The 26,657-nt window shown below is 65.2% G+C and carries 23 protein-coding genes; 10 read left to right on the top strand and 13 right to left on the bottom strand.

The window, feature by feature from the left end; all coding sequences use genetic code 11:
* Positions 1 to 181: 181 nt before the first annotated feature.
* Together NO366_RS13340 and NO366_RS13335 are read left to right on the top strand one after the other, a co-directional pair.
* The gene (locus NO366_RS13340) at positions 182 to 1,060 is read left to right on the top strand and encodes an SAM-dependent methyltransferase (RefSeq protein WP_256531285.1); all 879 of its coding nucleotides are present in this window, start codon (positions 182 to 184) and stop codon (positions 1,058 to 1,060) included.
* 160 nt (positions 1,061 to 1,220) lie between these two features.
* Positions 1,221 to 1,607: a PaaI family thioesterase gene (locus NO366_RS13335; protein ID WP_256531284.1), complete on the top strand. Its 387-nt coding sequence runs from the start codon at positions 1,221 to 1,223 to the stop codon at positions 1,605 to 1,607.
* Positions 1,608 to 1,872: 265 nt separating this feature from the next.
* On the opposite strand, the gene NO366_RS13330 is transcribed toward NO366_RS13335, so the two are convergent.
* Positions 1,873 to 2,187, bottom strand: a complete 315-nt coding sequence (locus NO366_RS13330) for a DUF7344 domain-containing protein (protein ID WP_256531283.1) — start codon at positions 2,185 to 2,187, stop codon at positions 1,873 to 1,875.
* A 334-nt stretch (positions 2,188 to 2,521) separates the two neighbouring features.
* Here NO366_RS13330 and NO366_RS13325 point away from each other — a divergent pair, with 334 nt between their 5' ends.
* Positions 2,522 to 5,260, top strand: a complete 2,739-nt coding sequence (locus NO366_RS13325) for a bacterio-opsin activator domain-containing protein (protein WP_256531282.1) — start codon at positions 2,522 to 2,524, stop codon at positions 5,258 to 5,260.
* Between the two features lie 90 nt (positions 5,261 to 5,350).
* Here the strand turns inward: NO366_RS13325 and NO366_RS13320 are convergent, their stop codons facing one another.
* The 3 genes from NO366_RS13320 to NO366_RS13310 all read right to left on the bottom strand — a co-directional run bounded on the left by NO366_RS13320 (position 5,351) and on the right by NO366_RS13310 (position 8,246).
* Complete coding sequence (locus NO366_RS13320; RefSeq protein ID WP_256531281.1) at positions 5,351 to 5,824, bottom strand: GNAT family N-acetyltransferase; 474 nt, start codon at positions 5,822 to 5,824, stop codon at positions 5,351 to 5,353.
* A gap of 35 nt (positions 5,825 to 5,859) precedes the next feature.
* Positions 5,860 to 6,867 carry an LLM class flavin-dependent oxidoreductase gene (locus NO366_RS13315; protein WP_256531280.1) on the bottom strand — a complete coding sequence of 336 codons (1,008 nt, stop codon included), beginning with the start codon at positions 6,865 to 6,867 and terminating at the stop codon, positions 5,860 to 5,862.
* 104 nt (positions 6,868 to 6,971) lie between these two features.
* Complete coding sequence (locus NO366_RS13310; RefSeq protein WP_256534027.1) at positions 6,972 to 8,246, bottom strand: M24 family metallopeptidase; 1,275 nt, start codon at positions 8,244 to 8,246, stop codon at positions 6,972 to 6,974.
* Between the two features lie 281 nt (positions 8,247 to 8,527).
* On the opposite strand from NO366_RS13310, the gene NO366_RS13305 reads away from it, so the two are divergent.
* From NO366_RS13305 to NO366_RS13295, 3 genes are all read left to right on the top strand, one after another.
* Positions 8,528 to 10,240 carry a thiamine pyrophosphate-binding protein gene (locus NO366_RS13305; protein WP_256531279.1) on the top strand — a complete coding sequence of 571 codons (1,713 nt, stop codon included), beginning with the start codon at positions 8,528 to 8,530 and terminating at the stop codon, positions 10,238 to 10,240.
* A gap of 85 nt (positions 10,241 to 10,325) precedes the next feature.
* A complete protein-coding gene (locus NO366_RS13300; protein WP_256531278.1) occupies positions 10,326 to 11,288 on the top strand; it encodes an NAD-dependent epimerase/dehydratase family protein in 963 nt (320 codons plus the stop codon).
* 303 nt (positions 11,289 to 11,591) lie between these two features.
* A complete protein-coding gene (locus NO366_RS13295; protein WP_382274186.1) occupies positions 11,592 to 12,374 on the top strand; it encodes a mechanosensitive ion channel family protein in 783 nt (260 codons plus the stop codon).
* Between the two features lie 37 nt (positions 12,375 to 12,411).
* Here NO366_RS13295 and NO366_RS13290 read toward each other — a convergent pair whose 3' ends face one another.
* Positions 12,412 to 12,852 carry a hypothetical protein gene (locus NO366_RS13290; protein ID WP_256531277.1) on the bottom strand — a complete coding sequence of 147 codons (441 nt, stop codon included), beginning with the start codon at positions 12,850 to 12,852 and terminating at the stop codon, positions 12,412 to 12,414.
* Between the two features lie 277 nt (positions 12,853 to 13,129).
* Here NO366_RS13290 and NO366_RS13285 point away from each other — a divergent pair, with 277 nt between their 5' ends.
* Complete coding sequence (locus tag NO366_RS13285) at positions 13,130 to 13,576, top strand: hypothetical protein (protein ID WP_256531276.1); 447 nt, start codon at positions 13,130 to 13,132, stop codon at positions 13,574 to 13,576.
* Positions 13,577 to 13,651: 75 nt separating this feature from the next.
* Here the strand turns inward: NO366_RS13285 and NO366_RS13280 are convergent, their stop codons facing one another.
* Together NO366_RS13280 and NO366_RS13275 are read right to left on the bottom strand one after the other, a co-directional pair.
* Positions 13,652 to 14,239, bottom strand: a complete 588-nt coding sequence (locus tag NO366_RS13280; protein WP_256531275.1) for an HD domain-containing protein — start codon at positions 14,237 to 14,239, stop codon at positions 13,652 to 13,654.
* Between the two features lie 5 nt (positions 14,240 to 14,244).
* The gene (locus NO366_RS13275) at positions 14,245 to 14,919 is read right to left on the bottom strand and encodes an EthD domain-containing protein (RefSeq protein ID WP_256531274.1); all 675 of its coding nucleotides are present in this window, start codon (positions 14,917 to 14,919) and stop codon (positions 14,245 to 14,247) included.
* Between the two features lie 371 nt (positions 14,920 to 15,290).
* Here NO366_RS13275 and NO366_RS13270 point away from each other — a divergent pair, with 371 nt between their 5' ends.
* The 3 genes from NO366_RS13270 to NO366_RS13260 all read left to right on the top strand — a co-directional run bounded on the left by NO366_RS13270 (position 15,291) and on the right by NO366_RS13260 (position 18,440).
* The gene (locus NO366_RS13270) at positions 15,291 to 16,667 is read left to right on the top strand and encodes a tryptophanase (protein WP_256531273.1); all 1,377 of its coding nucleotides are present in this window, start codon (positions 15,291 to 15,293) and stop codon (positions 16,665 to 16,667) included.
* 214 nt (positions 16,668 to 16,881) lie between these two features.
* Positions 16,882 to 17,589, top strand: a complete 708-nt coding sequence (locus NO366_RS13265; protein ID WP_256531272.1) for a high-potential iron-sulfur protein — start codon at positions 16,882 to 16,884, stop codon at positions 17,587 to 17,589.
* A 341-nt stretch (positions 17,590 to 17,930) separates the two neighbouring features.
* Positions 17,931 to 18,440 (top strand): macro domain-containing protein, encoded by a 510-nt coding sequence (locus tag NO366_RS13260; RefSeq protein WP_256531271.1) that lies wholly within the window; start codon positions 17,931 to 17,933, stop codon positions 18,438 to 18,440.
* Positions 18,441 to 18,453: 13 nt separating this feature from the next.
* On the opposite strand, the gene gcvPB is transcribed toward NO366_RS13260, so the two are convergent.
* From gcvPB to NO366_RS13230, 6 genes are all read right to left on the bottom strand, one after another.
* A complete protein-coding gene (gene gcvPB / locus NO366_RS13255) occupies positions 18,454 to 19,971 on the bottom strand; it encodes an aminomethyl-transferring glycine dehydrogenase subunit GcvPB (protein ID WP_256531270.1) in 1,518 nt (505 codons plus the stop codon).
* On the bottom strand, positions 19,968 to 21,305 hold the full coding sequence (gcvPA, locus tag NO366_RS13250; RefSeq protein ID WP_256531269.1) for an aminomethyl-transferring glycine dehydrogenase subunit GcvPA: 1,338 nt from the start codon (positions 21,303 to 21,305) through the stop codon (positions 19,968 to 19,970). The genes gcvPB and gcvPA overlap by 4 nt, the downstream gene beginning before the upstream one ends.
* A gap of 153 nt (positions 21,306 to 21,458) precedes the next feature.
* Positions 21,459 to 22,625 carry an AI-2E family transporter gene (locus tag NO366_RS13245; RefSeq protein WP_256531268.1) on the bottom strand — a complete coding sequence of 389 codons (1,167 nt, stop codon included), beginning with the start codon at positions 22,623 to 22,625 and terminating at the stop codon, positions 21,459 to 21,461.
* A 358-nt stretch (positions 22,626 to 22,983) separates the two neighbouring features.
* Positions 22,984 to 24,321 carry a hydroxymethylglutaryl-CoA synthase gene (gene hmgB, locus NO366_RS13240; RefSeq protein ID WP_256531267.1) on the bottom strand — a complete coding sequence of 446 codons (1,338 nt, stop codon included), beginning with the start codon at positions 24,319 to 24,321 and terminating at the stop codon, positions 22,984 to 22,986.
* An 80-nt stretch (positions 24,322 to 24,401) separates the two neighbouring features.
* Positions 24,402 to 25,835 (bottom strand): hypothetical protein, encoded by a 1,434-nt coding sequence (locus NO366_RS13235; protein WP_256531266.1) that lies wholly within the window; start codon positions 25,833 to 25,835, stop codon positions 24,402 to 24,404.
* A 49-nt stretch (positions 25,836 to 25,884) separates the two neighbouring features.
* Positions 25,885 to 26,463, bottom strand: coding sequence for a DUF2150 family protein (locus NO366_RS13230; protein WP_256531265.1), 579 nt, complete (start codon positions 26,461 to 26,463; stop codon positions 25,885 to 25,887).
* Between the last annotated feature and the right edge of the window lie 194 nt (positions 26,464 to 26,657).

The raw sequence follows: 26,657 nt of genomic DNA, 5'->3' as shown, positions 1-26,657 counted from the left end.
CCAGGGTCGAACGCGTACCCTTCTGCGGCACCGACCGCGTTCGTTCTCGGCCGTCGGTCCCTCGAACCGTCGGCGGAGGACGGCCGTGATTCGACGGTACACGTTCCCTCACTACGAGACGCGGTGTCACAGTACTGATTACAGACGAAAGTAATAAGGTCTGGAAATGGTATGTGCTGACGTGACGCCAACTACCCAATCAGCGGCGAGAGCGGTGAGCGACGATCCGGTCGACATCTACGTCATCGGACTGGGGATGGTCGCGATCAGGCAACTGACGAACGAGGCCGAGGCGGCTATCGACAAGTCGCAGGTGTTGTTCACGGTCGACTACCACACCGAGATGCTCGAACGGTACGTCGGCGACCGGGTGGACGAACTCGTCGACCTCACCGAGGAGTACACGGAGGGAGAGCATCGCATCGAGACCTACGAGCGGATGGCACAGCGGGTGATCGACCGTGCCGGAGAGATCGATGGGCCGGTCGCGTTCGCCCTGTACGGACACCCGCTCGTCTTCGTCACGCCGAGTCAGTGGGTGACCGAGCGAGCCACTGAAGCCGGGCTGAGAGTCGAAGTGCAACCGGGTATCTCCTCGATGGACTGCCTCTACTGCGATCTCGGGCTGGATCCGTCTCGAAACGGAATCCAGATGTTCGAGGCGACCGACCTCCTGCTCCGTGAATTCGAGCTCAACTCGAACGTCCCGGCGATGATCTGGCAAGTCGGCTCGGTCGAGGCCGTTCAGTACTCTGAGCGCACCGGAAACGAACCGGCCCGATTCACGCGGCTTCGAGAGTACTTGGAGCGGTTCTATCCGCCCGATCACGAGGTAACGATCGTCCAGACTGCCACGTACCCGATCACCGACTCGAAGCTGTTGCGGTTCGAGCTCCAGGCGTTCGAATCCATGGCCGACGAGATCAACCCCATACAGACGCTGTACGTCCCTCCGGTGGCGGAAAAATCCGTACAGAACCGGGAGTTACAGGAGACGATCGAGTCCGCAGAGCACCTGGAGTTCATCACCCGCGACGAGGATCCGGCCGAGGCGCGCTGACCGACGAGGTTGGTCGTCGCTCTCCGAGTTGTGGACCCGGAGACGACAGTGTCTCCACGAGGCTCGCCGATACGGGCGACTCAATCACCGAGACGGTACCGATCGCGTCGCGCGGACGGATCGGACCGGTTTTAGTGTCCCCGTTCGATACCATCCGAGTATGGATCCGCAAGCGTTCTTCGAGGGAATGCCCTTCGCATCGTTACTCGGGATCGAAGTCACCGAGTGTGCCGACGGTCACGCCGAAGGGCACCTGGAGATGACCGACGATCTCTCCTGGAACGAGGATCGACTCATGGCCCACGGCGGGGTCACGTTCACGCTCGCCGACACCGTCGGCGGCGCGGCACTCGTCTCGCTCGTCGACCAGCCGGTGCCGACGATCGACATGCGAATCGACTACCTGAGCGCAGGGACAGGTGACCTCTACGCGGAAGCCGACGTCGTCCGTCAGGGCGGCGACGTGGGCGTCGTCGACGTCGATGTCTACGCGGCCGACGACGATGCGCACGTTGCCGACGCCAGGGGCGTCTACAAGACCGGGTAACGGCCGTTCCCACCTCCGAATGAATTGCGAGTACTCGATTCGATCGAGTGCCGACTCCGCTGGTCGACACATCCGAGCCCACGTCGTTCGGGAGACGACCGGCTGTTCGGTTCGAACACGGCAGGAGAACTCGATTCGATCGACTGGCTCCGATAGCCTGGACAGTGGTTCGATGTGCAGGGTACTCACCGGCGGCAAAACGCGCGATGGCGCCGGCTACTGCCGGGCGGTGCTCACCGGGACAGTTCGACCCGTCGATGGACGGTCAGCGTCCATCGCGGACGACGACGTTCGCCGTGGGATCGTACGTGGCGACTCCGAGGTCGTCGAGCATCGGCAGATCCGAGTGGTGAAGCGAGATGGCGACGTCACGACGGACGTCCTCGCTCGCGTCGCTCCCGCGCACCTCGGCGACGAGCATCCCGGCGAGTTCGTCACACGAGATCGGACCGGTTTGATTCGCGAGAATTGCCAGAACGCGGCGCCGACGCTCCGACGAGAGCAGCCGGTATCGTTCGCTGTCGGTCAGGTCGTTCTGTTCGGTCAGTTCGATCGTGGGGTGCGGGTATGCCTGTGTCATGGGTATCGCGCGTCGTTCGGCGTCGACCATCGAGTCGCCCCCTCGAGAACGGGAGCGCGACGACGACCGAGCCAGTGCGTCGGCGGTGCGGGCGAGACGGGGGCGAGTGTGAACGCCGCCCGTCGTCACCCGGACTACCACCGACGTATCTCGTACGAAGAACCGGACGACCCTAAGTGACGAGCGCCAACGATTAGGGTAATCTTTCGATACCGATTCGGTAACTCCGTTCGATTCGTCCGATCGGTTCAGCAGGCAACGACAGTCGGCCCAGCCGATAGACCCGGCATCCGCCGGCGGAGGGTTGACAGCGGTACGGTCCATTTGCCGGATAATGACGACACAGGGATTGACGGACGCACTCCGGGAGACGGTCGACGCGTTCGACGGTCGCGCCGAACCGCTCTCGACGTCGGAGGTCGCTTCTCGGCTCGACCTGGGACGTCGGGCCACGTACGAACGCCTCGAGCGGCTCGCCGATCGAGACGTCGTCCAGACGAAGAAGGTGGGCGCGAGCGCCCGGGTCTGGTGGCGCGAGGTCGACGGCGGCGACGGCCAACCCTCGTCGATATCCGGCACTGAAACGCTGGCGAACGGACGAGGTATCTCGATCCAGTTCGACGAATTCGTCGACGCCGTTACCGAGTACGCGATCTTCGCCCTCGATCCGAACGGATTCGTCGAAAGCTGGAACGACGGCGCCGAACGAATCAAGGGGTTCGAATCGGACGATATCGTGGGGACGCACTTCGAGACGTTCTACACCGACGAAGCAGTCGCCGAGGGGGTGCCGGAACGAAACCTGCAGGCCGCGAGGCGACTGGGGTCGATCGAAGACGAGGGGTGGCGCTGTCGGGCCGACGGAACCCGGTTCTGGGCGAACGTGACGATCACGGCGATCCGAGACGACGACGGGACCCTCACGGGATTTACGAAAGTGACGCGCGACATGACCGATCGACGCGCGTACGAACGTCGTCTCGAAGATCACGCCGATCTCGTCGAACGACAGCGCGACGAGCTGGAGCGAGAGCTCGACGCCGTCTTCGATCGGGTCTCGGACGGCGTCTACGGCCTGGACGACGAAGACAGACTCACGTACGTAAACGATCGTGCGAAGGCGATACTCGACGTCGACGAGGACGACATCGGCGACCGACTCGTCACGGCCACCGAGACGTCGAAGCAGTTCGGATCGGCACTCGAGACGGCTCGAGCCACACAGGAACCCGTCGTCGACGAGGAGCGAAGCCACACGACCGGGGTCTGGTACGAGTACACGATCTACCCCTCCGATTCGGGCGTCTCCGTCTACACGCGCGACGTCACGGCTCGCAAGCGAAAAGAACGCCGACTCAGAAAACGCGTCGAGCAACAAAACGTAGTAGCGACGATCGCCCGTCGAGCACTCGAGATGCACGACGTGGACGAACTGCTCGACGACGTGACGACACTCGTCGCCGAGACGCTCGACACCGAGTACTGCAAGGTGCTCGATCTGGACGAGGACGGCGAGGAGCTCCAGTTGTGCGAGGGGGTCGGCTGGGACGACGGGCTCGTGGGCGAGACGGCGGTCTCGGCGACCGAGGACGACTCGCAGGCAGCCTACACGCTCCGGACCGAGGAACCGGTCGTGGTCGAGGACCTCCGCGAGGAGACCCGGTTCAGCGGGCCGGCGCTCCTCACCGATCACGACGTCGCAGGCGGGATCAGCGTCGTCATCGGGCCGACGGAGGAGCCGTGGGGTATCTTCGGCGTCCACGACACCGAGCGCCGGTCGGTCGACGAGACCGACACGAACTTCGTCCGAACCGTCGCGTCCATCCTCGCGTCGGCGATCGACCGGGACGAGCGTGAACGCGAACTCGTCGACCAGCGCGAACGGCTCGAAGCGCTCAACGGGCTGAACGAGGTCGTCCGAGAACTCACCGACGCGGTGATCGACCAGTCGACGCGCCGGGAGATAGAACAGACGGTCGTCGAGCGCCTCGCGGCCGCCGAAAGCTACGAATTTGCCTGGGTGGGAACGGCGGGGATCGACTCGAAAACCGTCTCGATGCGTGCTGAGGCCGGTATCGAGGGCTACCTCGACGACGTTACCATCTCGACCGACCCAGCCGACGAACGAAGTCGTGGACCGACCGGTCGCGCGTTCAGAACCGGCGAGCTCCAGGTTACCCGGAACGCACAGGAGGACGATCGGTACGATCCTTGGCAAGACACAGCCGAAGCCTACGATTTCCAGGCTTCCGCAGCCATCCCCATCGTTCACGAGGACACCGTCTACGGCGTTCTCAACGTCTACACCGATCGGCCGACCGCCTTCACCGCTCAGGAGCGTGCGGTCGTCGCCCAGCTCGGCGAGGTGATCGGTCACGCGATCGCTGCGACTGAACGCAAACGAGCGCTCGTGAGCGACGAAGTGGTCGAGATCGAGTTCCACGTCCCGGACGCCTTCGGCCAGCTGGATGCAGCCATCGGGATGGACGGCACCGCCCGGATCGACCACGTCACGCAGGTGTCGGAATCGGATTTCCATCTCTACGGAACGGTGACCCCGGACGCCGTCGACGATCTCGAACGACTCAGCGAGACGACGGAGACCTGGGCGGACCTGACGATTCGAGAGACGGGCGATTCGATCCAGTTTTCGGCACGGCTCACGGAGCCGACGATTCTCTCGGTGATCGCCTCCCGGGGCGGGTACGTCGACGAGGCGATCCTCGAAGACGGAGAGATCGGACTGACGGTCCAGCTCTCGCCCCACACGGATATCAGGGCGTTCGTCGATGCGATGACCGACATCTACCCGCAGATCGATTTGCTCTCCCGGAGGCAGTTCACGCGAGACGGATCACTCGCAGCGGACGGGCACCACCCGCTCGACTCGCTCACCGAGCAACAGCGATCGAGCATCGAGGCCGCCTACTTCCGCGGGTTCTTCGAGTGGCCGCGACTGGCCTCCGGCGAGGACGTCGCCGACTCGCTCGACATCGCCCCGTCGACGTTCCACCAGCACCTCCGGAAGGCCGAGTCGAAACTCGTCGAAGCGGCACTCAGGAACCCGCGGTGAGTGTCGACCGCCCGTTCGGATCGGACGAACCACAGCATCGAAATCCACGGCCGGTGGCCGATACCTGCGTGGCTCGATCGCGCAGTCGGTTCAGGGGCCGAGGCGTTTGTCCACCTTGTACCGACGGACGCTGTACTCGCGTGCATCGTACACGGCCCGTGCGGACTCGTTCCGTTCGTTGACCGACAACGTAGCGTACTCACAGCCGCGGTCCTCGGCCCACGACTCGGCTCGATCGAGGAGTGCCGTCGCGAGACTGTCGCCACGATGCGACGGCGCGACGGACACTTCCCCGACGGTCGCTTCGGGCCCGCGAGCGAACACGGGCGGAGACTGATCGGCCGTCACCCGCACGTATCCGGCCAGCTCGTCGTCGACCGTCGCGACGAAGGTGGCGGTCGACTCATCCGACAGCTTCGCCTGCCGGTACGACCGCGCGTCCGCCCTGACGTCTTCGGCGAGTTCGTTGTACGCGTCGAGGTCGGCCATCTCACGGGCGAACGGCAGCCAGCAGTCGTCGATCAGTCGATCGATCTCGTCGGCACGGAGCGGGCGAACGTTCATGGACCACGGTACCCGCGACCGAGGCAAAAACCGTCTTATCGCAGTTGCGGCGCGACCTCCTCACCAAGACGGGTCATACATTCCCGCATCGCCTCGGTATCGGTTCCGGGGTGGTACGTCCGGAAGATGAAGTGGATATCGTCGCCGAGGGCCTCCCGGTAGGCGTCCAGTTCCTCGGTCACCTGCTCGGGCGTCCCGAAGATGGCCTGTTCTTTGAGTTCCTGAATTCGCTCCTCGTCCAGCGAGTCGACGGGTTCGCCGGAGAAGATCTCGGCGTAGCGACGCTGGATGAACAGGTAGCCGTCTCGCATCGCCTCCCACGCCTCCTCGCAGGAGTCGCCGACCCACCCGTGCTGGAGGACGTAGATCGTAAAGTCGCCGTCGATGTCCTCGGCCTCGCGGACGTTCCTGATGTCCTCGACGCGCTTGCGAACGTCCTCGATCGACAGCGAGGACGGAGCGCACCAGCCCTCGGCAGTTCTGGCCGCCCGGCGAACCGCGGGTTTTGCCGCCCCACCGAGCATCAGGGGGACGTGTCCGTCGTCAGGTTTTGGCGTGATCGAGACGTCGGTTGGCACGTCGTGGAAGTCGGAGTCGTAGCCGAGGTCACCCTCGCTCCAGGCGCCATCGAGGAAGAATACGAGATCGGCCAGCCGGTCGGCGCGTTCCTCCAGGGGAACGCCGAAGACGTCGAACTCCGTCGGATGCGATCCGATCGCGAGTCCGAGCGTACTCCGGCCACCCGAGAGGAGATCGACCGTCGCGGCGTCCTCGGCGAGGTGGATCGGATCGTACAGCGGTCCGAGCGCCACGCAGGAACCGATCTCTATCTCGTCAGTTACCGCCGCCATCGCGCCCAGCGTCGGCAACGTCCCGGAGAGGTACTCGTCCTCCAGGAAGTGGTGTTCGGAGACCCACGCGCTGTCGATCCCGACGTCCTCGATGTGGGCGGTGAGGTCGAGAATCTCGTCGTAGCGCTCGCTCGTCGTTCGCTCGTCGTCGGGTCGGCGCTGGCCGGTGAAGAGTCCGGTCCCGAGTTGCATACGAACTGGTTTCTCAGAGACCACTATACATCTCTCGACTCCGATCGGCTCGTCCGCATCTCGACGGGTCCGCGGGCGGCCGAGAAACGGCAGGACCGTCGGGTTCAGTAGTCGATCGTCGTGATCTCCTCGACGGGCCACTGGCTCAGGATCTCGACGCCGTTCTCGCGAACGACGACCATCTCCTCGACGCGGACGCCCTGCCGATCGGCGGGTTCCTGCGTCTCGACGGCCATCGTCATGCCCTCCTCGATCTCGATCGGGTGGTCTGGCGAGAGGCCGCGCCAGATGAGCGGAACCTCGTAGAGCTGAAGCCCGAGGCCGTGGGCCCAGTGGTTGGTGGTCATCTGCCAGTGCTCGTCGGCGTCGTAGAAGTCGGCGTGCTCGCCCTCCATGTCCGGGAAGCCCTGCGCGATCTCGTCCGTCGTCGCGCCGGGCTCGATCCGTTCGAGGACGTCGTAGAGGTTGTCGCGCGCGGTCTCGTAGGCGTCTTGCTGGGCCTGGGTCGGTTCGCCCATGGAGAACGTGCGGTAGTAACACGAACGGTAGCCGAGATAGCCGATGTTGTACATGTCGGCGTAGACCAGATCGCCGGGGCGGATCATCCGATCAGTCGTGTTCGCCTGGTGTTTCGGCCAGGTGTTCGGGCCTGAGGTGAGGTACCCGCCGCCGACGAACGCGCCGTGGCGCCAGAGTTCGCCCACGGCCTCGCCCCAGACCTCGTTCTCGCGCATGCCGGGCGTCGCGGTCTCCGTAATCGTCTGGAAGCCGGCCTCACAGATCGCCGCGACCATCCGCAACGCCTCTATCTCGTCCTCCGTCTTGATCTTGCGAGCGTCCTCCATCACGGCGTTACACGTCGCGACGTCGACCTCGACACCGGTGTCCTCGAACCCGGAGACCAGTCCCGAGTTGCCGACGTCGAGGCCGAGTTTCTCGTTCGCGACGCCGTACTCGTCCATGGCCGTCGTCACCGTCTCGACCATCGTCGAGATCAGGAAGCGACGCGCAGAGTCGCTGCCCGACGCGCGCGGGACGTTCCCCAGGCCGGGACAGGCGTACCGGATGTCCTGCAGCCACGGGCAGTTCGCGCGCTGGTTGCTCGCGTGGTCGGCCGTATCCCAGTGGACCACGTCACCGTCCTCGGTCAGCAAGGTGTAGTGATCGGCGCCACTGCCGCCGGTCATCGCGAGGCCGGTGACGTAGCGGATGTTCGGATCAGAGAGCAAGAGCATCGCGCCGAGGTCCGTCTCCTGCAGGCGCTCCAGGGCGCGCTGTTTTCGCTCCTCGCGCAGCCGCTGGGTGTCGATACGGCCTTCCCAGTCGACCGCCTGCGTTCCCAGCGTCCCTTCCATGAAGCCGCGTTCGTGAAACGTCATTGCCATTCGATAGCCTCGCGGGATCGACCAAAAAGGCTACCGTTCGACCGTCTGTGCGGTTTCCACGCAGGCATACGGATCCGGCGGGCAGAGACCGCCTCGACGGTCGCGGTCGATTCGGTCGGTATCAATAAAACAAAGGTACCGCACGCGAAACACTATGTCATGCAGGTTACTGGGGGTCGATCGCCAGACCCGACTGCGTCGACGGACGCGAACGCGCACCGACCGTCCGCCGCCCCGTACCGACGACCGAACGCGAATCGGCAGGTGACTCGTCGATGACGCGAACGACCGAGGCGCTCGTCGAGACGCTCGACGACCTCGACGTCGAGTACATCTTCGGGTACCCCGGCGGCCGGGTCATCGAACTGCTCGACGAAGTTCCCGACTCCTCGATCACGCTCGTTCGACCGCGCGACGAACGCGAGGCCAGCGTCATGGCCGAAGTACACGGACGTCTCACGCAGACACCGGGCGTGTTGGCCGGACAGGGCCCGTGGATCGGCAGCCTCGGGGCGATCGGACAGATGGAGGGCCGACTTGCCTCGTCACCGATGGTGGCCATCACGGAAGCCTCCGAACGTGGCGAGTACTCCACGCTCGCGCCCTACCAGCAATCGCGCGGCGACTACGGCGGGCTCGACCTGCCAAACATCCTCGACTCGATCACCAAGGAACACTGGTTCCCCCGGACGCCGACGGAGACCATCCGCAGCCTCCAGCTCGCGTTCAAACACGCAGTCGCCGGTCGACCGGGACCGACGGCCGTCATCCTGGACGGCGACGCCGTCCACGAAGAGGTGCCCGAGGATCCAACGCCACCCGTCTGGGACGCCGACGAACAGGTTCGGACGTGGAAAGCGGCTCCCGCCGTGGACGATTTGGACGACGCGGCCGACGCGCTCGCCGACGCGGACCGACCGGTCATCATTGCCGGCAACGGCGTCCACGCGGCCCAGGCCTACGACGAGCTGCAGGCGACCGCCGAGGCCTACGACGCCGTCGTCGTCACCTCCTACCTCGGCAAGTCGACGATTCCCGAGACGCACGAACTCGCCGGCGGCGTCATCGGCTCGTTCAGCCACGAGGGGGCGAACCAGCTCGTCAGCGACGCGGACGTCCTCTGCGTCGTCGGCTGTCGGCTCAACCCGATGGACACCAACTGGCAGGCACCCGGCTTCATCCGCCCGGACGAACAGACGATCGTCCACGCCGACATCGACGCGCGCAACGCCGGCTGGGTCTACCCAGCGGACGTCGGTCTGATCGGCGACGCAACCCACGCACTCGCCGGGCTCGAAACGCGCGCCGGTAAGGACGCCGGCGCAGACTCCGAGGCGGCGCGAGACCGGGCGGCCAGCGCACGCGAAGACTTCCACGCCCCTGCCTGCGAGTCCGACGCTTCACCGATCAAACCCCAGCGGGCGATCAAAGAGATCGAGGCCGTCGTCGACGCCGGAACGATCGTTACCGCCGACTCCGGGAACAACCGGTTCTGGCTGCTCAACTACCTGCAGACGCCCGGCGTCCGCACCTACTTCGGCAGCGGCGGCGTCGGCGGCATGGGCTGGTCCGTGCCCGCCGGTGTCAGCGCCGCGCTGACCACCGACCGTGACGTCATCTCCGTCGCCGGCGACGGCGGCTTCGCCATGACCATGAACTCCGTCGAGACCGCCGTCGAGTACGGCGTCGCCCCGACGTTCGTCGTCCTGAACGATACAAGCCTCGGTATGGTTCGGCAGATGCAGGACGAGGACGGCGACATCGCCGGCGTCGAGTTCCACGACACCGACTTCGTGCGAGTCGCGGAGGCCTTCGGCGCTGTCGGCGACCGTGTCACTGCGCCGGACGACCTCGCGTCGGCGCTCGTCGCCGCGAAAGAACGCCGCGACGTACCGACCGTTATCGACGTACGCATCGATCGCGACGAGGAGATGGAAGCACACCTCACCTCGTCGTTCTACGAGGCGGTCGGCGGACTCCACGAGTAACCGTCGTCGCCCGTCGGGCCTCGTCCGACGCGATTCGATCCGATCTGCATACACTTTTTACCGTGGAACGCCTCTGTTCGAACGAATGTCCGACGAAACCGTACTCGTAACCGGCGGAACCGGCTTTATCGGCTCGTTCATCTGTGCCGATCTGATCGAGCACGGCCACGACGCCGTCGCCTACGACCTCTCGACCGACACCAGCATTCTGGCGAAACTCGGCGTCGCCGACGAGGTCGACGTCGTGCGTGGTGACGTCACCGATCCGACGGACGTGATCCGGACCGTCCGCGAGACGGGGACGACGCGCATCGTTCACCTGGCCGCGCTCCTGACGACCACGGCCCGCGAGAACCCGCGGGCGGCGATCGACGTGAACGTCATGGGGACGAACAACGTCTTCGAGGCTGCACGTACGCTGGACGATCAGGTAGAGCGCGTCGCGTGGGCCTCCTCCGCGGCCGTCTTCGCGCCGCCGACGAACTACGAGGACGACTGGGTCACCGAAGACGACCTCGTCTACCCCGACACGCTCTACGGCGCGACGAAGGAGTACAACGAGCACCAGGCTCGCATCTACCACGAAGACTACGGGTTAGACCACGTGGCCCTGCGACCGACGGTCGCGTACGGCCCCTATCGCGAGACCGGCGGTTCGGCCTTCCTCGCGAACATCGTCGAGAAGCCAGCACTCGGAGAATCGTTCAGCGTCGAGTACGGCGATCAAGTAATCGACTGGCAGTACGTCGAGGACATCGCCCAGGCGTTCCGCCTGGCCGCTTTCGCCGACGAGTCCGACCTCTCTCAGCGGGTGTACAACGTCCGCGGCGAGGTCGCGACCATCCGCGAGGCCGCAGAGACCGTCCAGACGATCATGCCCGACGCCGACATCACCGTCAGCGACGACGGTGAACTGCCCTGGACCCAGCAACTCGAGATGAGCGCCATCCAGACCGATCTCGGGTACGACCCGGAGTTCGACCTCGAGACCGGGTTCCGCACGTACATCAACACGCTCCGACGCGACGCCGGGCTCGAAGCAGTCTAATCGCAAGCCAGCGTCGCCGGTCGATCCGGAGTACGCACACGACACGGCCATTTCTCGCAGGCAGCGTTGGTGTAAAAGTAAAACGGCATTGTTACTCGCTCCTTCCGAGGCGACACAGCACACAGGTTCTGATCTGCGTGGAATCGGTCGCTGATGGCCCGTACACACGGATATGGATGCTGTGGATCCTGTGGTCGTAATCCATCATTCAACGCGTTCGCACTCGGTGCGCCGAGACTGTTTCACGGCCGACTTTTTTGTAGCCTCACAATTACGAAAGCTGTCTCCTCCCTCGTTACGGCTATGGGAGACATGCAACTGGTCGTCCAGCAAGTACAGGTCCCCGACTACCTGCAGGATCCGATCGCGGACATCGCGGTCTACGTTCCACGATTGCTCGGGGCGATCGTCATCCTCCTGATCGGGTGGGTCGTCGGCCGGGCGGTCGCCGGGGTCGTCCGCCGAATCGCCGACGGGATCGAACTCGATCGGATGGTCCTCGAAACGCCGCTCGGGCGCGTCCTCGGTGGATCGGAACGGGCCGTCTCCGGCGCGTTCGGTAAACTCGGCAAGTGGTTCGTCTACGCGCTTGCGATCCTCGCAGCGGCCAACGTACTGGCGATTCCGACGCTGTCAGAGTGGGTCTCGACGGCGGTATCGTACCTCCCCGCCTTCGTCGCGGGCCTGCTCGTCATCACGATCGGGTTCGTCGTGGCGGACTTCATCGGCGACATCATCGAACGCACGCGCGCGGCGACGGAGACGGCGTACACGTCGTGGTTCGCGAACGGCGCGCGAATCTTCCTCTACGCCACGGCGCTGGTCATCGGCCTGGAGACGATGGGGATCGACGTCGGTATCCTCTACGTGTTCGCCCGGGCGCTCGCCTGGGGCCTGGCGGCCGCCGTGGCGATCGGCGCCGGTGTCGCCTTCGGCTGGGGCGGCAAGGACTACGTCTCGGAGAACATCGACCGCTGGATGGGCGGTGCCAACGCGATGGCGCCGGACGAGACGACCGGCGGTACGACCTCGCGCGAGCGACGCGGTACCGACCGCGAGGCCGGGCCCGGAGCCGAAGACGACTGATCGTCCGTCAGAAACCGACGGCTGCCAGCACTGGCCGTCACTCGGAAGCGGGGGCAGTCAGCGGTCGGTTCTCCGTGCGCTGTTCGGTCGGCGGGAAGAGCGGTCTGACCGGGACGACGACGAACGACTTCACGAGTGCGTCGTCGATCGTCCGCCACTTTTCGAGTCGCACGAGCGAGTGCGTCGCGGCGTAGGTCTCTTCGATCCGATCCAGGAGGGATCGAAACTGCGAGAGATCGACGCGGTCGGCCGCAACCGGGTCCGAGACCACCGCCAGGCCCGACGCTCTGGCGTAGACGTCGACCCACCCTTCGAAGAGACGCTCGATTTCGGCGACGTGATCGGCGACCGGCTCCGATCGCGAGTGCGTCTCGTCGGTGGGAAAGGAGACGTACACCTGGTACCGATCCGGCCTGGACAGTACGTCTCGTTTCCAGACCGTCCGAATGGCCCGAAGACTGCGACAGAGCAGGCTCATGGAGCACCATCCGTGTGAGCGAGACCGGTCGATTCCGAGCCGAGGCGGCGACCGGTACCGACCGGCACCCGACCTGAAGGGGTGCCAGGATCGTCACCGCGGAACGGTACCGCGTGAGGGAGTCGGTCGCAATCGATTCGACGGGGCACGACGGGACTTCGGAACGGCCCGGTAATACGTCCTTTGTTTGTCGTCGCTCACGATCGCTGAACAGTCAGGACAGACTCCCTATCGCCGGTTCGAGAGAGTTTAGTGTAATGGATCACTACCGACGGGCATGCACGACACCACCCGGTCTCGCGTCCAGTTCCTCGGGTCCGTCTCGATCACGGCCGTCGGCGTGGGGATGGCCGACGGGCTCGCCCCCTCGCTCCGGACGCTCTTTGCGCTCGCGTTGCTCGCCGGTGGTGCCGCCGGGATCTCGAACCTGGCGGCGAACACCTCGGTTGCGGACCTCTCGAACGCAGTACGACGTCGCTGGATCGTTGCGTTCGTCGCATTCGTCCCGTACGGACTGGCGACCGCACCCGACTCCGAGGCCGCTGCCGCGCTCGGTGCCAGGCTCGCTGGATCGGTCGGACTCGTCGCCCTCGAAGCGATCGCCGGTGCCCTGGTCCTGACTGCGATCACGACGACGCTACTGTACGGCGTCGCCAGATACGGCCTCCACCCGAGCGCACCGACGCCGGAAGAACGGGTGCTCGACGAACCCCTCGACGACTGACCAGTGACTCGGCGTCGCGTACCCGGATCGAAGGACCGGGATCGCCACCGGAACGGCGTCCGGAGGTGAGGCCGGTCAGGACGTCTGTGAGTACTCCTCGACCCACTCCTGGAGCGTGATACCCATGGACGCCTCTGTAATCGCATTCGACGAGGCGGAGTTCGCGCTCTTTACGAGTTCGGCTTCGAGCGTCCGCGTCGGCACCTCTCCCAGAAAGTGCGGGATCGCCCGCTGCACGGCGAGCGAACAGCCGACCTCGTGGGCGAGCGCGTAGCCGGAGATCGAGTGGGGGATCTCCTCGCTGACGTAGGTCGGGTCCGGTTCGTCGAGGAGGGCGTCGTCGACAAACTCGGGGTACTCGTAGCACTTGCCGACGTCGTGCAAGAGGCAGGCTGCGACGACGACGTCGAGATCGGGGTCGGCGCCGTGGAACTCCCGCTGGAGGCGCGCGGCCTCGAGCGCGATCTTCGTCACGCCGCGGACGTGCTCGACGTTGGTGACCTCGTGGATGTTCCAGGCGTAGGGGATATCGGCGATATCCTGCCAGCCGCCCCGTTCGAGGCCGAGCATCCAGGCCTCGACGACCCGGTCGCGAAGGCCTGCGTCCTCGATCTCATCCAGTTCCGGAAGCGACTCGCGGACCTGGGCGGCGAGATCGGACACGGGGATCACCGCCCGCTGACGAGGTGTTCCTGGCCGATGAAGCGCGGTCGCTCGTCGATCGCCAGGAAGTTGTTCACGTCTTCGCGGGCCTTCTCGGCCATCTCGCCGACTGCCTCGTAGTCACGCGAGCCCTCGCTGCCGAGCGCGTCGTAGAGGGCGTCGATGTCCTCGAAGTACAGTTCCGCGATGCCGTCGAACGGCTGGGCGTCGGGATCCGTGGGGACGACGGTGTCGTACTTGACGACGCCGGTGATCTCGCGAGCGATCGGCGTGTGGTTGTTCTGCCAGTGATCGACGAACGCCTCGTGGGTCATGTCCGCCTGCCGGACGAGGAAGGCAGAGTGCTTGAACAGTTCGTCGGAGTCGCCGTCGACGTCGTCGCGCTGGACGATCGGCTCGCCGGCCATTCCGCGCTCGTCCGCGACGGCCTCGGCGAACTCCCCGCCGACGTTCGAGACGAGCGAATCGTCGTCGACTGCGTCCTCGTAGGCCGCCTCGTCTTCGAAGAAGAACTCCGCGAGGCCGTCGAACTCAGCGTGTTCCGGCATGGTCGGGAGGACCTCGTGATAGCGGACGACGCCGTCGATCTCCTCGTCTAGGTCGGCGGCCTGCCAACGGTCGACGAACTCGTCGTGCGAAACGGCGTCCGTGCGCGTCAACAGAGAAACGTGTTTGTGCATGCTCGAACCTTCACGACCGGCCCAATAAATCGTACTGATTTCGCCCGGACCGACGGGACGGTACCGGTCCCGTCACGACGAGCATCGACTCTCAGCCAGTGACGACGGATCGCGAACTGGCCGGATCGACGGGCACCGCTCGTGACCGGTTCGCTCGAAGCGGAGACGGTCACGATCGCACGCCCCCTAACACGACTGCCGTAACCGGGCGGTCCCATGCCCGCCGCACCCCTGCCGTCTCCGACGGCCTCGTCCACCGGTGGTGGCGGATATCGGTTGCTGGACGGGGACCGCCACGAGAGCGAGTATCGGATCGGTGATGAACAGGCACGATCACTCGATTTCTTCACGCCAACGCCCCTGTGTCCAGTATGCCAACGTACCGAACGAAGGTCTCAGAGCGGATCCGACTGCCGTCACGCACCGAGCGTGAGGAAGCACTCGAAACGGCCGGATACAACGTCTTCAACGTCGACGCAGACGACGTCTATATCGACCTGCTCACCGACAGCGGTACGGGCGCGATGAGCGACGAGCAGTGGGCGGCCCTCCACCGCGGCGACGAGTCCTACGCCGGGTCGTCGAGCTTCGAACGCCTCGAATCGGCCGTCAGGGACGTCATGGGCTTTCCACAGGTCGTCCCCGCCCACCAGGGTCGCGGCGCCGAAAACGTCCTCTACGGATCACTCGTCGACGAGGGCGACGTCGTCCTGAACAACACCCACTTCGACACCACGCGAGCGCACGTGGCGAACCAGGGCGCCCGGCCGGTCGATTGCCCGGTCGACGGGGCCCGTGATCCCACCGCCCGCGGCGGCCAGTTCGACGGCAACTTCTCTATCGATCGGGCCCGCGAGATCGTCGACGACGTCGGCACCGACGCCATCCCGGCGGTCGTGCTCACCATCACCAACAACTCGGCGGCCGGCCAGCCCGTCAGCGTTTCGAACACGCGGGAGGTCGCCCGGTTCGCCGCGGAGATCGACGCGACGTTCGTCATCGACGCCTGTCGATTCGCCGAGAACGCTTACTTCGTCTCCGAACGAGAGGACGAGTTCGACGACGCGACCGTCGCCGAGATCGCACGCGAACAACTCGGCTACGCGGACGCGCTCGTGATGAGTGGGAAGAAAGACGGGCTCGTCAACGTCGGGGGATTCGTCGCGACGGACGACGACGACCTCTATCAGGCGTGCAAGCACCGGGCCATCCTCTACGAGGGGTTTCCAACCTACGGCGGGATGGCCGGCCGGGACATGGAGGCGCTCGCAGTCGGCCTCAGGGAAGCGGTCGAAGCGGCCTACGTCGCGGATCGGGTGGAGCAGGTCCGGCAATTCGGCGAGCGACTCGCCGACGACGGCGTTCCCGTCTACGAACCGATCGGCGGCCACGCCGTCTACATCGACGCGGCTGCGGCCCTCCCACAGATCCCCGCAGACGAATTCCCGGGCCAGGCACTCGTCTGTGAATGCTACCTGGAGGGCGGCGTTCGTGGCGTCGAACTCGGCAGCTTCGCCTTCCCCGACGCCGACCGGCCGGAACTCGTCCGCCTCGCGGTCCCCCGCCGAACCTACGGCCCGGCCCACTTCGACCACGTCGCGGAGACGGTTCGGTCGGTTTTCGAGGACCACGAGTCGGTGCGCGGCCTCCGTCTCGCATCCGACCCGCCGATTCCGGAGCTCAGACACTTCACCGCGGAACTCGAGCCGGTCCCGACGACGACTCCCTCGACGACCAGCACCGAGTGAGCCGGTCGGACCCAGACGAGAGATACCCGGTAATCGACCGAGAACGCGAAGTAATAACCAGCGTCAACACTCCTGTCGTACCCGCCGTAGCGGACACCGCTCGTACGAGACACCTAACAAAGTCACCTCGGAGTACGCCACGAGTATGTCACAGCGGCGTTCTCGGTGGAACCGAGTATCGAACGGCGATATGTGGTGTCGACGGAGGTACCTCGTGGCGACTGTCGGTGTCGCAGCACTGAGTGGGTGCACCGACGGAGACGACGGCGATGAGACGACGGATCCCGACGACGAGAACGGCGAGGAGCGCCCGGCGGGCGTCTCACGAGAGGAGTTCGAAAGCGGTCCCGTTCCAGACGTGTACGTGTCTGCGACCTCACTGGGAGCCGAAGAACGCGACCCCGACGAGGTGCGTCCGAAATCGGAGGTCAGTTTCTCCGACTACGAGGCGGCCCAGGAGAACGACGCGCATCAACCGGGGACGTGCTGTGCGAACTGCGCCGATTACATTCCGGACAAAAACGGCGACGAGTTCGGTGCCTGTGCGGAGGTCGAGGGGTACATCGACGGCGAGGACTGGTGTACGATTTACGAGACGTTGCCCGAACCGGAGGTCCCCGATGGGGTATCCGAAGACGAGTTGGCGACGGCCGAGGTGCCGGCGGCCTACCAGACCGCGAGTTCGCAAGCCGGCGAGGAGCGCACGCCGGACGAACTCCAGAGTCAAGACGCCGGTAGCCTGATGGAGTCGGTAGATGCGATCGCAGACGGGGTCGCTCGACCGGGACAGTCCTGCGGAAACTGTGCCGAGTACATCCCGGACGAGAACGGCGACACGTGGGGCGCCTGTGCGAAGGTCGAGGGGTACGTCGCAGTCGAAGACTGGTGTTCGATCTGGGAACACGTCAGCGAAGCGGCCTGAGAACCGCTTCGTTGACCCCCGAGACGCTCCCTGAGACTGATACCAGTCTCCGTCGAATCGCGGCTGTCCGACTGCTGGAAGCGAGTCCCCGAACGGGACCCACGCCAGTGAGCGGGTCTCGGTCGTCCGCCGACGCTACGTCGGTGGTTCACCACACCGTGAGGATTGTGGGGGGACTAAATCGGTCGACACACGATCGTACGATCGGCACCGTCGACCGCTTTGTCGTACCAGCCGTCGATGTACACGGTCGAATCGCACGGTCGAGCGAGTCGAGTCTGATGCGTCGACCGACGTACCCCCGGCGGATGGTTCACTGTCCTCGAAGCCCTACTTCCCCTGTGAAGTTCGCCACCGTCCAGGGCGATATCGCCCGACAGCGTGCGGATGCACTGGTGAACGCCGCCGGGACGAGTGTGCGGATGGGAAGCGGCGTCGCCGGTGCGCTTCGGCGCGGGGCCAACGGCCCGATCAACGACGAGGCGACGTCGAAGGGACCGATCGACCTCGGCGCGGTCGCGGTCACCGGCGCATACGATCTCGACGCGGAGTACGTGATTCACGCCGCCGCGATGCCCCACTACGGCGACGGGCGGGCGACGGCGGACAGCATCCGGGACGCGACGGTCAACGCACTCGAAATGGCTGACGATCTCGGGTGTGAGTCTATCGTCGTCCCCGTTCTGGGGACGGGTGCGGCCGGCTTCTCGTTCGAGGCGGGCGCTCGGACCGTTTTCGAGGCGATCCGAGACTACGAGCCGGACGCGGTCACCGACTGTCGGGTGATCGCGTATTCCGCAGACGAGTACGACACGCTCGAACGAATCGCCGAGCGCGTTCGGTCCACCTGATCACGGCATACTGCTACTCGTCGTCGAGCGCCTGCCAGGACAGTCGCGGGGTTCGCGCCGCACTCGTCTGATCGATGCGTTTTGCGGTGGTCCGAGACGGTGCGGCCTCGATCGTCGCGTCGTCCTCCTCGGCCACCGCGTCGAACGCGGCAGCGAGCTGGTCGAGCGTGGACTTCGACTCGACTTCGGTGGGTTCGGTCATGAGCGCCTGCGAGACGATCTCGGGCCACTTCGTCGTCGGCGGGTGGACGCCGTAATCGAGCATGCGCTTTGCCACGTCGGCGGCGTCTTGCTCGCCTGCGCTTGCGACGAACTCGTGGTGGAACGGCTCGTAGGGGATTTCGTAGTCGATCTGGCTCCCCAGGTAGTTCGCGTTGAGCACCGCCTTCGCGCTCGCGTCCGCGAGTCCCTCGTCGCCCAGGCGGGCGATGTAGGCGAACGTCTTCACCAGGACGAGCCAGTTGCCCTGGAACCCGTGGACGTGCCCGATCGTGTGCTCGGGGTCGAAGAGTTCGTACGCCGCGCCGGTGCTGTCGGCGGTCGGATCCGGGGCGTCGGCTTCAGTGGTCTCGACGCCGGCGTCCGTCGGCTCGTCCGCATCGCGCACGCGCGGCGCAGGGAGGAACGGTGCGAGTTCCGAAACGACACCGACGGGACCGGCGCCGGGCCCGCCGCCACCGTGGGGCGTCGCGAACGTCTTGTGGACGTTGTAGTGCATCACGTCGAAGCCCATGTCGCCGGGTCGGGCCCGACCGAGGAGGGCGTTTAAGTTCGCCCCGTCGTAGTACAACAGTCCGCCGACGTCGTGGACCATCGCGGCGATCTCCTCGATGTCACGCTCGAACAGCCCGAGCGTGTTCGGGTTGGTAAGCATCAACGCAGCCGTACTCTCCGACAACGCCGCCTCCAGCGCGTCGAGATCGACGCGGCCGTGCTCGTCGCTCGGCAGCGAGACGACGTCGTATCCGCCCAGCGCCGCCGTCGCGAAGTTCGTTCCGTGCGCGCTCTCTGGGACGATGACCTCGTCGCGGTGGCCCTCGCCGTTGTGCTCGTGGTAGGCCGCGGCGACGCGGATGCCGACGAACTCGCCGGCCGCACCTGCGGGCGGCTGGAGCGTCACGGCGTCCATCCCGCCGATACGGGCGAGGTAGCCTTGTAGCCGGAACAGGAGTTCGAGCGTTCCCTGGATCGACGCCTCTGAGCGGTCGGGGTGGACCGCCGCCCCCGGCAGCGCCGCGACGTCCTCTGTGAACGGCGGGTTGTACTTCATGGTACAGGACCCGAGCGGGTACGGCCCGCTGGTGATCCCGTAGGTCTGCTGGGAGAGGCGCGTGTAGTGACGCGAGAGCTCCGATTCGGACAGACCCGGGAGCTCGAGCGAGTCCCGAGTCAGGTCGTCGGGGAGACCCGCCGCGTCGGCGTCGACTGTGACTTTCGTCGAGTCCTTCTCCGAGAGCAGCGGTTCGTACGTCCCGTTCGTCGACCAGCGAGCCTGGTCGTGGCGAATCTCGGCCGATCCGTCGTCACTCATCGAATCACCTCCGAGAGGGCGTCGACGAATCCATCGAGTTCGTCGTCGGTCGCGCCCGCGACGCAGATCTGGAGTTCGTCCGCGCCGAGGGCGTGCACCGCGTATCCGTGGTCCTCGAGGTCGGTGGCGATCCCCGACGCGGAGCCGTCGACACTGGCCACGAACTCACGGACGTGGTGTCGGTCGTGAACCGGCGCCGTGACGCCGGGGAGGGCGTCGACCCGATCGGCCAGTTCGCGCGCCCGGGTGACGTCGCGCGTCGCCAGATCGACCAACCCGTCCGGCCCGAGTGTCGCGGCGTGGATCGCCGTCCGCAGCGCCACCCAGGCCTGGTTCGTGCAGATGTTGCTCGTCGCTCGTTCGCGGCGAATGTGCTGTTCGCGCGTCTGGAGGGTGAGCGTGTAGGCTCGACGATCGTCGCCGTCTTCGCTCGCACCGACCAGTCTGCCGGGAACCTGACGCAGGTAGTCCTCGCGCGTCGCGAAGAGGCCGAGGCCCATGCCGTAGGCGGTCGGCAATCCGAGGACGCTCGCGTCTCCGATTACGACGTCGGCGCCGACGTCGGCCGGCCGTTCGAGCAGCGAGAGGGCGACGGGGTCGGAGCCGAGGACGAACAACGTGTCCGACTCGGTCGCGAGGTCGCCGAGTGCCGAGAGTCCGGGTTCGATCGTCCCGCGAACGGTGGGATTCTCCGCGTACAGCATGACGACGTCCTCGTCCAGCCGATCGGCGATCGAGTCTACGTCGGCCGCGCCGTCGTCCATCGCGTACGTCTCGACGACGAGGTCGGTCCCGGCGACGTAGTTGCCGAGCGTCGAGCGCTTGTTCTCATCGAGGATCTCGGGAACGAGGACGACCGAGCCCGAGACCCCGCGAACCCGGTCGGCGAGCGTCGCCGCTTCGCCGAGCGCCGTCGCGGCGTCGTACATCGAGCAGTTCGCGACCTCGAGGCCCGTCAACTCCACGAGCATCGACTGGTACTCGAAGAGTGCCTGCAGGAAGCCCTGCGAAACTTCCGGCTGGTACTGCGTGTACGAGGTGAGAAACTCGGAGCGGTCCGAGAGGTGGTCGACCAGCGAGGGAATGTAGTAGCCGTAGTGGCCCCGTCCGAGCAGTTCGACCAGATCGTCGTTTCGTTCGAGAATCGATTCGACCAGCTGGCGAGCCTCTCGTTCCGAGCGGGCGTCGATTCCGAAGTCACCGTCGAACTGCACCGGCTCCGGAATGTCGAAGAGCGCCTCCTCCGAGTCGACCCCCACCGCATCGAGCATGGCCGCCGTCTCCGTGTCCGTGTGAGGAGCGTACGGACTCCCCGTCGTGCGTGATCCGTCCATTGTTTACGTTCGGTGCCGCCAGTTCGCCGTCGGTTCGAACCCTCCGCCAGACACTGCGTCGGCGACGTGACGGTACACAGTAGACGTGACTTGCCACGGGGGGATAATGAACGCACCTCTTTCGATGTCCGTCTCGGTCACTCGTCCGGGTACTCAGCCGGTTCGATCCGTCGGTTCGTCGGGGTGAGAGGCTCCGTCGCCTCCCGATTCGGACCCCGTCGAGTCGTCCGCATCCGTCGCATCCGAGCCAGGTTTCGGGCCCCCATCGGCGTCGGCAACCGCACCGGGTGGTTCCTCCCCCGTTCGAACACGGGCGAAACTGTCGAGGACGAGCTTCGTCGCGCCGAGGACGACCGGGCCGAGGAACAGACCGATGGCGCCGAAGGCGACCAGGCCCCCGAAGATACCGACGATGACGATGACGGCGTTGTACCCGCCGGTCTGGCCGATGATCGCCGGCCGGTAGTACGAATCGGAGAACGTGACGAACATACCGTACACCACCATCGCCGCACCAGCGGTCGTGCTACCGGTCGCGAGGAGGTAGATTGATGCGGGGATCCAGACACCGAACGCGCCGATGAGTGGCAGGAGGGTCAGGACGAACGTCGCGACCGTGAGAAAGATCACGGCCGGGACGCCTGCGACCCACAGGCCGGCGCCGAGCATGATGGCCTGGATGACCGCGACTGCGACGTTGCCGACCACGGAGGCCCACATGAGTTCGTCGATTCCCTCCTGGAGATCGGCCAGAATCTCGTCGTCGACGGGAATGACCCACTGGACCCACTCGACGAGGCGAACGCCGTCCCGAAGCAGCCCGAACAGGACGAAGGTCGTGATCGTCAGCCCGATGAACATGTTCGGGAGACCACCGACGACGTTGATCGCCGCGTCGGTCAGTTGCTGGATCCCGGAGGCGATACGATCCTGGTTCGCCTCGTAGAGTTCTACCAGATCGACGGCGTAGCCGTTGCTCTCCAGGAGTTGTTCGATCGTCGCGACGTCGAGTTCTTCGTCCCGGATCCACTCGACGACGAGAAGCCCCTGACGAAACGCGACGGTTAGCAGGTACACGAGCGGGAGCAACACGACGACGACGGTCGCCGCGACGACGACGAGCGACGCGATCGTCGGCCGGACGTAGCGCTCCAGTCGCTGCTGGACCGGATGGGCGATGTACGCGAGGACCACACCGAACAGCACGTACTGGAGGTACGGGACGATCACCAGCAACGCCAGTAGTATGCTGACGACCGCGAGCGCTGTCAATCCCGGCTGTTCGGTGAGCCAGTCGGGCGGATCCCGAGACGCGTCCATGTCTCCACCTGTTCTCGCAACTCACATTAGTCCACTGATACCGATTGTTCGATATCTAATACGTCCGGCCACCCCCGAGAGCGCGGTCCCCGGCGAACGCGTCGCCGGAGCGGTCGGCAGGACACGGCCGACACCGCGATCGAAATTCGCGACAGACTCCTGGTTGCGATAACACAGCCAGTGTGGATGTCTGGAGGGGTAATGGAGAAACAACTGAACGGCTCGAACGGGCGAACAACCTACCACGTGAACAGCTAGAACGAGCGAACGACGTCTCAACTGGACGGTTCGAGCGGTCGAACGACGTACAGACGGGACGGTTGGAGCGGCCGGACTGGTGACCGAGCGGACGGCCCTCTCACTCGACGAACCGGTACGTGCGCTCGCCCATGCGTCCCCAGCCGTCGAAGACGAACTCGTCTTCCGGCGTAGTGATCTCGGTCGGTTCGACGTCCTTGTCGTGGTTGTGGGCGTCGTGGATGGCCTCGTACTCCTCGAACGAGATCGATCGGCGGTCGTCGAGTTGCTCCGCGATGTCGATCGCCGCGACCTCTTCGCGCCAGCCGTCGGCGACGACCTCTCCGTGTACCTCGGCCTGGGCGCCACTACCGTAGGATCCGACGCCGAGCGTCTCGCCGGCGAGGTCACGGTCGGTCTCCAGGGCGTGTATGAGCGCCGAGGTGCGAGCCACGTGGACCGAGCCGGTGTACCAGTTGCCGACCTCTCGGGAGATCGAAAGTGTCGGTTCGATCGTGCTGGTGTACCAGTCCTGGTAGCGCTCGGTCTCTTTCAGCGCATCCATGTAGTCGCGGACGGCCTCCTCGTAGGCCGCTTCGTCGTCGTACGCCTCGCGGCGGGGCTGGCTCCCGATCTCCTCGGCCAACTCGTCCTCGATCGGGGTGTCGCGGATCATGTGCCGATACGCCAGGACGGCGGCCTTGCGCACCATGCCTGGGAACGGCGTGTGGAACGGGACGAACGCGAAGTCGTCCGGGTGGCTGTCGCCAGCGACGTGCTCGTAGTCCTCTAACGCCTCACGCATGCGGGCGAGGTAGACCTGCATCGAGCGCTTGCCGTCGACGCTCGGGAACTGCTGTTGCGGTTTGAGGAAGTCCGTCTCGTCGGCGCTCCCGTAGCCCTGGTCGGTCGTCAGTTCGACGATACTGGGATCTTCGTCGATCAGCATCGCCACGGCGCCGGCGCCCTGGGTCGCCTCACCGGGGTCGTCGCGCTCGTACAGTGCGGTGTCCGTGGCGATGACGAGTGCCGCGCGCCCGCGGTTGCGTCCAGCGCGGATCCAGTTGTACGCGTCGTCGAGACACTGCGTTCCGGCGATACAGGCGAACTTTCGCTCGCCCTTGTTCGCGTGGTGGAAGTCACCGTCGTAGACCTGTTCGAGACACCCTGCGACGTACGTCGATATCGGCTTTGACTTATCGAAGGAACTCTCGGTAGCCACATCGATCCGGCCGATATCGTCCGGCTCCAGCCCCTTTCGCTCCATCAGCCGGTAGGCCGCGTTGGCCCCCATCGTGACGATGTCCTCGTAGGTGTCCGGGAACGAACTCGCGTTGAGGCCGATGCCCTTCGTGTAGTACTCCGGATCTTTCCCCTGCGCCGGGGCGAACGTGTTGGGGAGATCCAGTTCGAGGTTCCCCGTCCAGATCTCGATCGCGTCGATGCCGACACTGGTCATAGATAGAGTGTGTCCGAGGAACTATATCATATTGTCGTTCGCGATTTCGACAGTCGTCGTATTCTCGGGTTGGCTACCGGTCAGCCAGTTCGAACGATTTCGTCTATGGCGACGTTTCCGTTCGCGTCTTCGACGGTGAGACGGATTGAGTACTCCTGACCAGCGCCCTGTTTGTCCTCGAGAGACACGCCGGAATCGCTCGGGTTCTGGCCGTCTATGTCGCTTGCGTCGTACGACACGGTATCTTCGACCGTTCCCGTCGACCGATCGACGAGTTCGATCGTCGCTGCCGTGATAGGACTGTCGCCGGCGGTCGCCTCCCACTCCGCGTCGAAACGGGCGTGGTTCGAATGGTCCTGGCTCCGTGCATCCAGATTGTCGATCGTCGGGGCACCACTACCGCGTTGAACCGTCACCGTGGCCTCTCTAGTGGTTCCGCCGCTGGAGACGTACACCGTCACTTCGTCTCCATCGTTCGCAGTGTTCGCGAGGGCCACGTCGAACGACGCTTCGGCGTTCTCGTCGAAGGCGATCCGATTTTTCGGATCGTAGTCGTCGACGACGTCGTTCGGATCACGGAGCGAAAAGTCCGCATACGCGTTCTCGACATCGTCGTCGATCGTCGCGGTGAGGGTCACAGAGTTCCCGGGCGAGGCGGTAACGGAATCGTCCGTCCACGCGAGGCCGAACTCGTTCGTCTCCGTCGGACTTCCGCGATCCGTTACCGGGTCACCGAACTCGTTCAATTTGTCGCTGGTGTCAGTGTTGGCGGTGCGGTCGTCTCCGACCGCGATCTGGGCGACGTAGACCTCCTGATCGCTCTTGGGGTCTACGACGGCGTGGTCTCCACTTTCGGATACCTCGTAGGAGTCGTCCCACCTGGAGTACGCGTTCGTCGGGAGTCGAATCTCGTCGACGTCAGACGACACGTGGTAGACGTCTATCGTCTCGACGGTGACGGAGGCACTCGACCGGCCGGACTCGGAGAGGTCGCCCTCGATCAGCGGAACGACGATCCGCTCGTCGGAGACGACGCTACCGGCGTCGCGCGTAACGTTCACGTGACCGTGTTCGTCGTAGACGAGTCCGTGTTCGATGATCGTCGTCGGCGCGTCGTACTCGGTGTAGTCGGGTTCGTACTCGACGAACGAGGTGTCGAACGACTCCGTCGACCCGTCGTCGAACGTGATCTCGACCTGCGGGGTACCCGTCGAATTCGTTCTGATCGTTCCACCCGGATCTGGCGGATTGATCGAAAACGTCCGTGAGTCGTACTGGGCGCCGAGTTCGATCGAGGCTTCCCGCGTCGTGTCCTGATTTCCGGCGTTGACGATCGCGTTTCGGAGATCGATCAGATCGCCGGTCACCCGCTGGTGGTGGTCCCACTCGGTCTGTTCGTTCTCCGTCGGGACCACGTTGACCTGGTACATCGCGAGGGCGGAGACGAGCAGACCGAACATGAGCACGGCTCCGATGACGACGGTTACGCCGCGCTCGCGACCCTCGCTGGGCATGCACTGAAGACAGTCCCGCTCAGTAATACGTGTGGCGGCCGGCGCCCCCTTACTCGTCCTCCTCGACGACCTCCGGATCGCTCATCGCGCTCTGGAGGCTGTCGAGTCCGTTCACCCACTCCGTGACGAGGCCGTACTCCAGGTCCTCGGCGACGGAGATATCGACGTCCCCGTCGTCGAAGACGAGGGTTCCCGCCTGTGCGGCGTAGCCAAGCGCCGCGTCGAGATCCTCTTCGGCCTCGGCGTCCGCTGCGGCGCGGATGTACTCCTCGACGGTGGCCTCTTCGGCGGGGCCACCGGCGACGTACTCCTCCGCCGCGAAGAAGACGCAGACGAGACTCGTCTGGACGCCGTCGACCAGCATCAGCGTCTCCTCGTCGTCGATGTCCACCTCGGAGAGGACGATCTCTCTGACCTCGGCGATCTTCTCCAGGGCCGTCTCCTCGTCGAGATCGCCGTCGTCGTAGGCGGAGACGATCTTGGCGACCGCGATGGCCGTGTCGTCCTGGAGGTTCAACAGTAACCTGGCCGACGATTCGTCCTCCGGATCGATCTCCTCGTCGTCGATTCGGTCGATCCAGTTCTGCCAGCGTTCCTCCGAATAGAACTCCGTCGGGGGCGTGCTCATACTCGAACCTACACCGGCCGCGTAAAATGCCTTTCTCTACGGTGGAACGCCCCGAAAGCCTTCTCACGACCGCACGGGGGCGTATCTGCCCTCTAACGGACACTCCTCGCCTCCCGACGAAGTCCCGTCGCTTTCGTCGATCCGCGCCACTCGCTCGTCCGCCGACTGTGACACATCGCACTCACCTCGTCGAC

It is taken from the genome of Halovivax cerinus, assembly GCF_024498195.1.
Classification (GTDB): domain Archaea; phylum Halobacteriota; class Halobacteria; order Halobacteriales; family Natrialbaceae; genus Halovivax; species Halovivax cerinus.
The sequence above is the reverse complement of the archived record's forward strand: the minus strand, read 5'-3'. Positions and strand labels throughout refer to the sequence as shown.